This window comes from Nocardia sp. NPDC060220 (assembly GCF_042727815.1).
In the GTDB taxonomy this organism is placed as follows: domain Bacteria; phylum Actinomycetota; class Actinomycetes; order Mycobacteriales; family Mycobacteriaceae; genus Nocardia.
In genome coordinates, this window is record NZ_JBHWZY010000152.1 from 1 (window position 1) to 10,542 (window position 10,542).

12 protein-coding genes and 1 tRNA gene are annotated in these 10,542 nt (G+C 67.3%); 8 read left to right on the forward strand and 5 right to left on the reverse strand.

Going from position 1 to position 10,542, the window contains the following annotated elements; translation table 11 throughout:
- A partial coding sequence (locus tag ACFWF3_RS10570; RefSeq protein WP_379313428.1) for a TetR family transcriptional regulator occupies positions 1-152 on the reverse strand: 152 nt, incomplete at its 3' end.
- Between the two features lie 153 nt (positions 153-305).
- Between ACFWF3_RS10570 and ACFWF3_RS10575 the strand changes: the two genes are divergently transcribed.
- The 3 genes from ACFWF3_RS10575 to ACFWF3_RS10585 all read left to right on the forward strand — a co-directional run bounded on the left by ACFWF3_RS10575 (position 306) and on the right by ACFWF3_RS10585 (position 2,139).
- Complete coding sequence (locus ACFWF3_RS10575; RefSeq protein ID WP_378994428.1) at positions 306-1,295, forward strand: hypothetical protein; 990 nt, start codon at positions 306-308, stop codon at positions 1,293-1,295.
- Positions 1,296-1,362: 67 nt separating this feature from the next.
- Positions 1,363-1,447 (forward strand) — tRNA-Ser (locus ACFWF3_RS10580).
- Positions 1,448-1,710: 263 nt separating this feature from the next.
- A complete protein-coding gene (locus tag ACFWF3_RS10585; RefSeq protein ID WP_378638566.1) occupies positions 1,711-2,139 on the forward strand; it encodes a DUF5994 family protein in 429 nt (142 codons plus the stop codon).
- Between the two features lie 62 nt (positions 2,140-2,201).
- On the opposite strand, the gene ACFWF3_RS10590 is transcribed toward ACFWF3_RS10585, so the two are convergent.
- Entirely contained in the window at positions 2,202-3,653 is a 1,452-nt protein-coding gene (locus ACFWF3_RS10590; protein ID WP_378994430.1) for a threonine/serine exporter ThrE family protein, read from the reverse strand.
- 379 nt (positions 3,654-4,032) lie between these two features.
- Between ACFWF3_RS10590 and ACFWF3_RS10595 the strand changes: the two genes are divergently transcribed.
- Positions 4,033-4,677, forward strand: coding sequence for a helix-turn-helix domain-containing protein (locus ACFWF3_RS10595; RefSeq protein WP_378994432.1), 645 nt, complete (start codon positions 4,033-4,035; stop codon positions 4,675-4,677).
- Between the two features lie 267 nt (positions 4,678-4,944).
- Positions 4,945-5,427, forward strand: coding sequence for a helix-turn-helix domain-containing protein (locus ACFWF3_RS10600; protein ID WP_379313421.1), 483 nt, complete (start codon positions 4,945-4,947; stop codon positions 5,425-5,427).
- A gap of 21 nt (positions 5,428-5,448) precedes the next feature.
- Here the strand turns inward: ACFWF3_RS10600 and ACFWF3_RS10605 are convergent, their stop codons facing one another.
- Both ACFWF3_RS10605 and ACFWF3_RS10610 read right to left on the reverse strand, forming a co-directional pair.
- Complete coding sequence (locus tag ACFWF3_RS10605; RefSeq protein ID WP_379313422.1) at positions 5,449-6,879, reverse strand: hypothetical protein; 1,431 nt, start codon at positions 6,877-6,879, stop codon at positions 5,449-5,451.
- 96 nt (positions 6,880-6,975) lie between these two features.
- Positions 6,976-7,185: a DUF397 domain-containing protein gene (locus ACFWF3_RS10610; RefSeq protein ID WP_378638552.1), complete on the reverse strand. Its 210-nt coding sequence runs from the start codon at positions 7,183-7,185 to the stop codon at positions 6,976-6,978.
- 420 nt (positions 7,186-7,605) lie between these two features.
- Between ACFWF3_RS10610 and ACFWF3_RS10615 the strand changes: the two genes are divergently transcribed.
- Genes ACFWF3_RS10615 through ACFWF3_RS10625 form a run of 3 tightly spaced genes read left to right on the forward strand, consistent with a single transcriptional unit; the run spans position 7,606 to position 9,777 of the window.
- Complete coding sequence (locus ACFWF3_RS10615) at positions 7,606-8,091, forward strand: DUF309 domain-containing protein (RefSeq protein WP_378994438.1); 486 nt, start codon at positions 7,606-7,608, stop codon at positions 8,089-8,091.
- A gap of 9 nt (positions 8,092-8,100) precedes the next feature.
- Entirely contained in the window at positions 8,101-9,021 is a 921-nt protein-coding gene (gluQRS, locus tag ACFWF3_RS10620; RefSeq protein ID WP_379313424.1) for a tRNA glutamyl-Q(34) synthetase GluQRS, read from the forward strand.
- A 45-nt stretch (positions 9,022-9,066) separates the two neighbouring features.
- Positions 9,067-9,777, forward strand: coding sequence for an RDD family protein (locus ACFWF3_RS10625; RefSeq protein ID WP_379313426.1), 711 nt, complete (start codon positions 9,067-9,069; stop codon positions 9,775-9,777).
- Positions 9,778-9,846: 69 nt separating this feature from the next.
- Here ACFWF3_RS10625 and ACFWF3_RS10630 read toward each other — a convergent pair whose 3' ends face one another.
- Positions 9,847-10,437, reverse strand: coding sequence for a DUF4190 domain-containing protein (locus ACFWF3_RS10630; protein WP_379313427.1), 591 nt, complete (start codon positions 10,435-10,437; stop codon positions 9,847-9,849).
- Between the last annotated feature and the right edge of the window lie 105 nt (positions 10,438-10,542).

The following is a 10,542-nucleotide window of genomic DNA, read 5'->3' on the forward strand; positions in this document are numbered from 1 at the left end:
AAGTAACCGTAGAACCCGCCTTTGGTCACGCCGATGCGCTTGGCCAGCGCCTCGACCCGCACGGCGTCGACGCCGGAGGACGCCAGTACGGCCAGGCCCTCCTCGACCCATCTGGCCCGGGGCGTTCGCGCGGTACCCACGACGTGTTCCACCTCATATCCCTCGACGACGAGCGCATCCGACCAGTCGATACTCGAGTGTACGCAACCGTATAACCGCCGCGGCGACGGTGACGCTGGCTACGATCTATCCGATATCGGCAGCGGGGGTTCGGTGTTCCCCATGACTGGAGAGGGGGCCCGATCGTGACCGGCCCGAATCAGCGACCACCCGGCGACGGTGTGCCGCCGTCCGACCCCACCGTCGCATGGTGGGAACGACCAGGCGAAGGCGCAGGTCAGAACCCCGCCCAAGCCGACCCGACAGTGCTGCGCGGCAATATCGGCGCGCCCGGCCCGTACACCGCACCGCCCGGGCCCTATCAGAGCGGCGCGAACCCCCAGCCCTACACCGCGCCGCCCGGGCCGTATCAGAGCGGAGCGAATCCACAACCGTTCCCGCAGCCGCAGCAGTACGCGCATCCGCAAGCGGGCGCCTATCAAGCGCCGCAGCCGCAATGGGGCGCACCGCCGCGGCCGCCCTCGTCGGGCAACAAGGCGGTCTGGTGGATCGTCGGTGGCGCCATCGTGGCGGTGGGCGCGCTCGTGATCGGGCTGATCGCGTTCACGGCCAACAAGGTCGACGACGACAACCCCTTCGGACCCGATCCGGACAAGTGGGCGGGCAGCTACGTCTACAAAGACGGCAAGAACGCCTGCGACCTGGTCGATCTCACCGTGCTGAACCAGTGGTCGTCCACGCGCGAGACGACCACCCACACCGAGCGTGGCCCGTCGGAGTACATCGGCGGCGGCTCCTACGACTGCGACGCCAAGAATCAGGAGTCGGGCCGCAACGCCAACGACGCGGCCTTGGGTCTCGAGGTCGAGTTCAAGACCGAGAGCGAGACCGAGTCCGACTACGCGCGCTGGAAGGGCTACGACACCAAGACCACCGGCAAGGACTACGACCACGGCCCGGTGAGCGGCCTCGGCACCGAGGCGTACTACGCCAGCGAGCAGCACACCTACGGCTCCATCCCGAGCGACTACTCCGTCGTGGTGGCCGCGCACGACAGCAACATCTCGGTGAAGGTGGAGATCGAGGTGTCGACGATGCGCACTGTCGACAAGGCGGCCATGCGCACCGCCGCCGAGACCCAGGTCCGCAAGGTACTGGCCGCTCTGAAGAAGTAGCAGGTCAGAAGCGGTCGCGGGGGCCCGGTTTGGCATCGACCCCCTGCGACCCGCTATGCTGCTCCACGGAGGATTCGCCTAGTGGCCTATGGCGCTCGCCTGGAACGCGGGTTGGGTTAACGCCCTCAGGGGTTCAAATCCCCTATCCTCCGCAACAGCAGGGCCCTGATCGGTTCGCCGGTCGGGGCCCTGTTCGTTTAATCGGTGGATCTGTCAGTGGGCATCCGTAGAGTGAGCCCCGATGGTGCGGGAGACCCCCACCACACCCACATACCGTCGTCGCCGCCCCAACACAGATGTGCGTGCCGACGCAGTCCAGTGGGTACCCAGCCTTCGCGCCGGTCCGGAGTTCGGATCGCGCCGGTCGATGCCACGAGCGCGTCGATCGCACAGAAATCAGAAAGTACAGAACGAAGTGAATACATCACCTGAAACGAGCATCGGGCGCGACGCGTCCGGGCCGATCCGGCTGATGCTGCGTGACCGCACAGCCACCACCGGGCCGATCGACGGCGCCTGGTGGCCGCGAACCGACCAGCCGATGACCGAGTTGCACCAGTTGGTGACCGCGGTCGGACCGCGGATCGGCAAGCTGGCCCGGCTCGGATTCGACTGGACCACCAGCGAATCCGGCGACAGCACAGCCCGCAACGACCAGGCCGCGCGCATCATGCACGTGGTCGGCAGCAACGGCGCCGCGCTCGCGCTGCTGGTCATCCCCGCAGCCACCGAGGCACCCGCAGCGCGCAGCCAGATGCGCTGGGCGGCAGGAAAACCACGCATCCAGGACCCGGCGCCCGCCGACACGGCCGCCGACGGGCCTCGCACCCTCGTGCAGATCTGACCAGCACCCTCGTGCAGATCTGACCAGCACCCTCGTGCAGATCTGAACTTCGCCGATCTACCTCATCGGTCGCTGGTGAACGACGGATCGAAGTCGCGCGGCGCACCACGACGACTCAGCAACCGGTCGAACCATTCACCCAGGATGACGCCCGCGGCCAGCGCGCAGCCGACACCGAACGCCCCGAGGATCTGCCCGAAACCGAGCAGCGTTTCGTCCTCGAGCAGGGCATACAGCCCGCGATATACCTTCAGACCCGGCAGCAGCGGCGTGATGCCCGCCGCCGCGACGACCAGGGGCGGGGTGAGCGCGCGACGCGCCATCAGACCACCGGCGAGGCCGATCACCGTGGCCGCCAGGCCGGCGGACACCACCGGCCCGAACCCGATGTCCTGCGCGCCGAGGAAGGCCATGGTGCCGCCCGCACCGCTGAGCCCGGCCGCGAACAGCGCCCGCCGCTCCGCGTAACAGGCCATCGCGAACGCGATCGCCGCGACCGCACCGGCCACCAGCTTGATCGCCAGATCATCGGTGTCGCGGCCCGCGCTGGCCGCGATCTCGGGCACCGCGATCCCCATCATCGTCGAGATCCGCAGGGCCAGACCGATGCCCGCGACGATGCCGCCGGTCATCATCACCACTTCGAGCATGCGGGCGGCCGCGGTGATCGGCGCGCCGGTGATGGCATCCTGCACCGAACCCACCAACTGCTGACCGGACAGCAGCACGGTGATGCCCGCCGCGACGATCAGCGCCGCGTCGGAACGCCAGTGGTCGCTGATCGAGGCGAGCGCGATGGCCGGGATCGTGGCGATGACACCACCGACCATGTGCTGGAAGAACATCGGCAGACCGAGCTGATGCAGGTACCGGTTCACCACGTCGATCGCCGCGGTGCTCACGAAACTGATCGCGGCGAGAACGAACCCACCGCCGAGCAGCACCGCGATCGCCGCCGCCAGCAGCGACCAACCCGCCGTCGACACCCAGCGCGGGTAGGGGTGGCGCGACGAGATCAGTTCGTCGAGGGCGGCGTGCGCCTGGTCGACGGGGACGATCTGGCTGCGAATGCGGCGCGTCAGCCGGTCGACCGCGGCCAACCGCGTGAAGTCGAGCGAGCGGTACTTCACGACGCGCATATCGCTGGCCGGCGGCAGGCTGGGTCCACGGTCGGCCCAGATACGGATCGCGTCGAAGGTGACGTCGATATCGCAGCTGTTCAGACCGTAGGTCGAGGCGATGAAGCGGACCTGCGCTGACGTGTCACCGACACCGGTACCCGCGGAGAGGACGACCTCACCCACGCGCACGGCCAGGTCGAGTACCTGCGACACCTCGGCGTCGTCGGCGAGGTCGATCGGTTGCAGCGGGGTGGGTGCGGCGACGATGTTGTCGGCGGTGGCCCGTTGTGACGGCAGGACGAACGGCCTGCGCAAACGCCACCATCGCTGGCGCAGACCTGGGCGTTCGAGGATGGTGGCGCCGTCGCCTTCCGCCAAGGGGTCCACACTCATACCTCGACGGTAATAGCGATCGCAGCACCTTCGCCGTCTCGCAATCAGTTCGTCAACGTGTCGGGTCCGGATTCGCTGGTAGCCGAACGGTGACGACGTCCGAGGTCGCGCCGTAGGGTCAGATGTCGTCGATCAATCCGGTGCTGTAGGCCGTCGCCGCCAGGTGCTGTAGGCAGCGCGGGCCGCATCCGTTGTGCTGAGTCAGCACGAAACGGGCCTGCTGGAGCGAAGAAATGGAAGAATCGGCCAGACAGTCGGCATGTGCGGCGCGCCAGTGGCCTTCGTAGCGGAGGGCGGCGGCCCGCGATGTCGGCGGGTCTGGTGCGGAAGTGTCCAGCAGGGTGTGACGGGAGGGGCAGGCAATGGAGGCGATGACTGTATGAACACCGGGACGGGGAAGGTGATCCAGGAGCGGCGCAGGCTGCTCGGGCTCTCGCAGCCCGCGCTGGCCACCGCGATCGGGGTGAGCTCGCGCCAGATCACCAGGTACGAGTCCGAGGAGCAATCGCCCACACTGCCGGTCGCTGTCCGATTGGCCGACGCGTTGCAGGTCTCGCTGGCGGAGCTGGCGGGCATCGTCGACAACCGCGTCGACCTGGCGGGTGACTGGTGGGCAGCCTGGCAGAAACCGGCGAACCACGCGGACGAGGTCGAGGTAGCGGCGGTGACCATCCGGCACGAGGGTGACCATCTGATGCTCGACTCGGCCGCTGAACCGCCTGCGCCCGAAGCCGATCCGGTCGCCCAGGTACGTGGCGAGATGCGGGTCTGGGAGGGCGAGGCGCTCACCGGCTGGATGCGCGGCATGGACATCGCGTTCCCGGTCGGCACCATCTACTACTCGCTGCATCCCCAGGGTGCTCATGCCGTCGGCTCGTGGACGACGAAATCGGGCCCCGACGGCCTGGTACGCGGCTGGAGCGTGCTGGCGCGGGAGAAATCCGACGCCGAGAAGCTGCTGGCGGAAATGCTGCGCACCGACGGCAATGTCGAGTCGTGGCCGGGTCCCTCGCGCTCGGCCTGAAGCCGCCGCCTGATCTCGGCGACGCTCGGGCGCCCGCGTTCGGCGGGCGGTGTGAGTAGTAGGTAGCGGCTCAGCGCCCCGAACACGAACAGCCCCACGGCAATCCACAGATAGATCTCCATCGGTTCCCCTCCGAACGAGTCAGTGCTTGCACGAGTGGCGCGGTATGGTGGTCGCCGAGCCGCCACGAGAAAGTATGGTCGCCGCCAAGACCTTTTGGACAGCAAAAAGCGTCTACAAACGTCTACAGTTCTCTACGATGAGCCCATGTCCAGTCGGGGCGAGCAGGGGAACGGCGTCGTCGGAGCTCGGTTGCGGCGATTGCGGGAAGAGTCGGGGTTGTCGCTGGCGGCGTTGGCCGCGCGCGTTCCGTACAGCAGGGCGGCGCTGGGACACTACGAAACCGGCACGCGAGCCGCGTCTTTCGAGGTGATCGCGTGGTACGAGCGGGTACACGCGCAATCGACGCCCGCGCTGCCAGGCACTCGTCGACGTGATCCGCGAGCTGCCGATGCGGCCCTCGCGACGGCGATCGCCGCGGCGCATCGAACCGGCCCGCTGATCGAGATCGGGCGACCACACCGGGGAGACAGCGGAACCGGATACTTCTGCCCGTTCCGGATCGACGGCGTGATCGAGGGTGAAGCCGCGGGAACCGACCCGGCGACGGCCTTGCACTCGGCGCTGCTCGCGGTGGGCGCGGAGCTCGATCGCGCGGGAAACAGCGTCGGCCACGGTCGACCTCGGTGAAAACTGGTCCTGCCCCGCGGATCAGCGGTGCGCGGCGACGACCGCATCGAGCGCGACGGCGAGCAATTCCAGGTAGCGGTCCGGATCGGACAGCACCCGCGGATCGGAATGCACGGACAGCGTGATCGTTTCGCCGATCCCGTGGACACCGTGAGTCAGGTGCATGACGGTACCGAGGGCCGGGAAACCCCCTGTGAACAGGACCGGGGCACCCGCGAAGGCGAGATCGGCCGGCCCGCGATACACACTGGACACGACGGTATTGCCATCGAGCGCCGCGGGGACATTGTCCAGTTCGGCCCGTTCGATATCACGCACCGCCAGCACCGCGGGGACGACATCGCCGACTCGATCCTGTGCGGAGAGCAGCGGATTCAGCGCTCGTTCGCGGCGGGCAGCGAGTTCATCGGCGATGAGGTTCGCGCGCGTACGCAGGTCGGGTTCGTCGATGTGCAGGTCGATGGACAGTCCGCGGTAGTTGTTGCGGGCCGCGCTCGGCCCCGGAAGTGCCATCGGTAGTGCGGTACCCAGCCGTTCCGGTTGCTCATCTCGCTGCGAGAGATAGTCGACCAGCGCCCGCGAAATCGCCGTCAGCGCAACAACAGTGACGGTTTTGCCCGGAATGCGGAGGTCGTCCGCATCGACGACGAGCATTCTCACGGTGTGACCGTCGACCGCGGTTGCCGGATTCAGCGCACAGGGCGCGAACCCGGTTGTGGCCGCGGGTACCTCACCGGCGGCCGTCCGGTCCGCCAATTCCCGCTGCGCGAGGTACGCGGCCCGCCCGCGCCACACCGTCGCGGCGACCTGCGCGGGAAGACGCAGCACCCCAAGCACTCTCGGATCGACCCGCCGAGCGATCCATCCACAGGGTTGTCCACAGGAATCCACAGGCTGTGCAGAAGTTTCACCAGGTCCGACCGGGTGATCTGCCGAGTTGTCCACAGGCACATCGGGTGTGCTGTGGACAACAGCTTCATCCACAGCCATCCCGAAGAGCGCTCGCGCGATGGCGGCGGCACGGGTGCCGTCGGCCAGTGCGTGCGAAAGTTGCAGCACCACCACCACAACGGGCGCGGCCGACCGTGGTGCGGAGTGAACCGACCGGAAAACATGGACACGCCACGGAAATTCGGTAGCGACGACACCGGTTCCCAGGAGTTCGCCCAGATCCGCGAGCAACGCCTGCCACGACAGGCCGTCCGGCCTGTGGTGCACGAATTGCTGGGAGGTGAATTCGGCCGGAACCCAGCGCGGGTAGCCGAGATCGCCCGGAATCTCCTGCAACCGGATCCGCAGATCCGGAATGCGCGCGGCGCGCGCGGCGATGAAAGCGCGGAGTTCGTCGGTGGCGGAATCGGTTTCGGCGAAAGAGTAGAGCAGGAACACGTCGTTGGCGGTGCGCCGCGACAGCCAGTACATCGTCGCGTCACGCGCGGCCATCGTGGTCATCCGGCCACGATAGGCCACCCCGCCGAGATCACTGAGAAGGCCCCGAGTCCGCTCGACTCGGGGCCGGTATTGCCCATTCGAGATGCATCTCGCGGTTCAGCCCCGCGCGAACTCTCCCGCGGTGACATCGGCGAGGAAGGCTCGCCACTGCCCTGGACCGAAGGCCAGTACGGGTCCGCGACCACGATCCTTGGTGTCACGAACGGCGATGTCGCCGCCGGCGAGAAAGGCTACTTCGACGCAGTTCCCATCGGGTCCGCTGTAGGTGCTCTTCCGCCACACAGCGTCGGTTACATCAACTTCCACGGCACTTGCTCCTTTGGTTCATCGAGAAGAGGGGATAACTCCTGGAATCGTTGCAACATTCCGAAATCCGGCGCGACCGATGAGTTACTTCGTGGCACACAAGGCACTGCCACACGGCGCGCGCAACCGACCGGCACGAACCAGCGCATCGAGGCGTTTCCGCCTCCGGGGGCTGCCCCCGCGGAAGAAACACTAGCAGGTCTTCCGCAATGTTGCGGAAGAGAATTTGCTTTCCCATATCGTTTTGCCAACCTTGCGAAGCTTCACGTTTGCGGAGGCATTGCCAGGCTCCTTACCCATTCCCGATCTGGTTGACACATCCCCATTTACTTCCATGTGATTAGTCCGTGATACGTCAATTTCTCGAGTACCTCAGCAGTCACATGAGCACCATCGAGGGCAGGCGTGGATCATGGGGGAATGATCTCCCGTGACCGCGACACCGCAGGTCGTGCCCGTAACGACCGTCCCCGCGATCGACTCGGCCGACCGCTGCCCCCCGGCAGTGCCGGAGTCGCCCGAATTCCCGACGACCTCGACCTCGGACCCCAGCAAACTCTCACCTTCGCTCAGCAACTGCTGGACGACGGATTGGCATTCAATGCCCACGAGGTATTGGAGGCGGCATGGAAGAACGGGCCGGTTGCCGAACGGATGCTCTGGCAAGGGCTGGCCCAATACGCCGTCGGCCTCACCCACATCCAGCGCGGCAACGCCAAAGGCGCGGGTACTCTACTGCGCCGGGCGAGCGAGCGACTCGGGTCCTACCCGGCGAATGCCCAGCAGCACGATGTCGACCGCGCCGGACTGATCGCGCACGCGCGGGAGCTGCTCGACGCGCTCGATGCCGGCGACGGCATCGCCGAGGAGCGGCTACGTACGCGGCTGTGCCGCGAGCCCACCTAGGATCGTGGAGTGCCAACGAGTCGAGGCGCGGGCCGCTACGCGCCGAGCCCTTCGGGCGAGCTGCACGTGGGAAACCTGCGTACCGCGGTACTCGCCTGGCTTTTCGCGCGAACTTCCGCGCGCGAGTTCCTGATCCGCGTCGACGATCTGGACCGGGTCCGGCCCGGCGCCGCCGCGGGTCAGCTCGACGACCTTGCCGCGATCGGCATCGACTGGGACGGCCCCGTGGTCTACCAATCCGAACGGCTGCCGAGCTACGCGGCCGCTGTGGCCGAACTGACCGCAGCCGGGCGCACCTATGAATGCTTCTGCACCAGACGCGAAATCCAGCAGGCCGCCACCGCGCCGCACGGGCCGATGGGCGCCTACCCCGGCACCTGCCGTGAGCTCAGCGACGCCCAGCGCGCGGCCAAGCGGGCTGAAGGACGCGTCGGCGCAGTGCGATTGCGCGCCGACGTCACCGAGTACGAGATCACCGACCTACTGCACGGCCGATATCGGGGCGCTGTCGACGATTTGGTGTTGCGCCGCGGCGACGGTGTCCCGGCCTACAACCTCACCGTCGTCGTCGACGATGCCGCCCAGGGCGTCGACCAGGTGGTTCGCGGCGACGATCTGCTGCCGTCCACCCCGCGCCAGGCGTATCTCGCGGAACTGCTCGGACTCACCGCCCCGACCTACGCCCACGTGCCGCTCGTGCTCAACGAGGAAGGCAAGCGGCTGGCGAAACGCGATGGCGCCGTGAGCCTTTCGAACCAACGTGCCCTGGGCCACACGCCCGGAGACGTGGTGGCGGCGATCGCGGAGTCACTCGGGTATTCCGCGCGGACGACTAGCGAGCTGCGCGATGTTTTCGACCCAGCGCGTATCCCCGAGAAACCATGGATACTCGAGCCTATCGGGTTGTTCCGACCAGAGGGATGTCCGTAACGTACGCATAGACCGATCTAGAAGATCAAAACGAGGACTGAGATTATGACCAGCGGTGGTTACGACCCCAACCAGTACCCGCAGGGCGGTCAGCCCGGCGGCTACGGCCAGGACCCCTACGGCCAGCAGCAGCCGCAGCCCGGCTACGGCCAGCAGCAGCCGTACGGCCAGCCCGGACACGGCGGCGCACCCCAGCCCGGTTACGGCCAGCCGGACCCCTACGGCCAGCAGCAGCCGGCCTACGGGCAGGACCCGTACGGTCAGCAGCAGCCCTACCCGCAGCAGGGCCAGTACGGTCAGCAGCAGGGCTTCGGCGGGGTACAGGCCGCCGACCTGGGAATCCGCCTCGGTGCGCGCGCGATCGACGGTGCGATCGTCGGCATTCCGATGTTCTTCGTGAACATCGGGCTCAGCTTCGCTTTCATCGACAGCCCCTTCCTCGGCGGCATCGTTATCTGGCTCCTCGCCGGTATCGCGCTCGTCGGCTACAACGTCGGCCTCGAGGTAACGCAGGGCGCCACTCTCGGCAAGAAGCTGCTCGGCCTGCGCGTGCTCGCTCCCGGCGGTGCGCCGACGCTCACCCCCGAGGCTTCGCTCAAGCGCAACATCTTCCTGGCGCCGATGGTGGTCTACTGCCTCGGCGGCCTGGTGACGACCGGCCTGGCGATCTACATCGCGGTCACCATCAGCAACGACCCGAACAAGCAGGGCTGGCACGACAAGTTCGCCGGCGGCACGCAGGTCGTCAAGGGCTGATTCCCCACACCTGACGAAAACAACAGGGGCGCTTCCGGAATCCGGAAGCGCCCCTGTTTCGTTGTGAGATCAGTAGGTCGTGGACGAGTCGAGTCCACCGGCGATGCCGAGCACCACGAAGAAGAGAATGTAGAGGATCCAGCCCACGATCGCGGCGACACCGATCCAGATGCCTGCCTGCGCCATGCCCTTACCTTCGCCGCCGCGCTCCTTGATCTGGTTGAGCGCCATCACGCCGAGGATGATCCCGACGATCGCGCCGACACCGCAGCTGCACAGCCCGATCAGCGAGGAGACCAGCGCGCCGATCGCCAGACCGTTGGTGCCCTGCGGCTGCGGGTACTGCCCGTAGGGCTGGTACGCGCCCGCCGCCGGATAGCCGCCGTAGCCGGGCTGCTGCCCGTAAGCGGGCGGCTGCTGCGGGTACGGCGGCTGATTGGGCTGCTGGTACTGCGGCTGCGACGGCTGCTGCGGGTACTGCGGCTGCGAGGGGGGCGGCGCCGGCTGCTGGGGATACTGCGGCGACGACGGATATTGGGAAGGCTGCGACGGCTGGGCGGTCGGATGCTGCGGCACCGAACCCGGCGCGCCGGACTCCGGGGACACGCCGGAGCCGCCGTACTGCTTCCACCACTCGTCGGAATCGCCGGGATTCGTCATTGCTACAGGGTATTCCACAACGGTGTTCCGTGGAACGCTGGGCGTTTCGAGGCGGGAAGAGGACATACCGGGCGCACCGGCCCCGGGTAGTGTACGGGCTGTGTT

Bases quoted from the DNA above. Each gene is read 5' to 3' on its own strand.
- ACFWF3_RS10590 (WP_378994430.1), bottom strand. From the start codon at position 3,653: ATGAGTGTGGACCCCTTGGCGGAAGGCGACGGCGCCACCATCCTCGAA.
- ACFWF3_RS10595 (WP_378994432.1), top strand. From the start codon at position 4,033: ATGAACACCGGGACGGGGAAGGTGATCCAGGAGCGGCGCAGGCTGCTC.
- ACFWF3_RS10600 (WP_379313421.1), top strand. From the start codon at position 4,945: ATGTCCAGTCGGGGCGAGCAGGGGAACGGCGTCGTCGGAGCTCGGTTG.
- ACFWF3_RS10605 (WP_379313422.1), bottom strand. From the start codon at position 6,879: ATGACCACGATGGCCGCGCGTGACGCGACGATGTACTGGCTGTCGCGG.
- ACFWF3_RS10615 (WP_378994438.1), top strand. From the start codon at position 7,606: ATGATCTCCCGTGACCGCGACACCGCAGGTCGTGCCCGTAACGACCGT.
- ACFWF3_RS10625 (WP_379313426.1), top strand. From the start codon at position 9,067: ATGACCAGCGGTGGTTACGACCCCAACCAGTACCCGCAGGGCGGTCAG.
- ACFWF3_RS10630 (WP_379313427.1), bottom strand. From the start codon at position 10,437: ATGACGAATCCCGGCGATTCCGACGAGTGGTGGAAGCAGTACGGCGGC.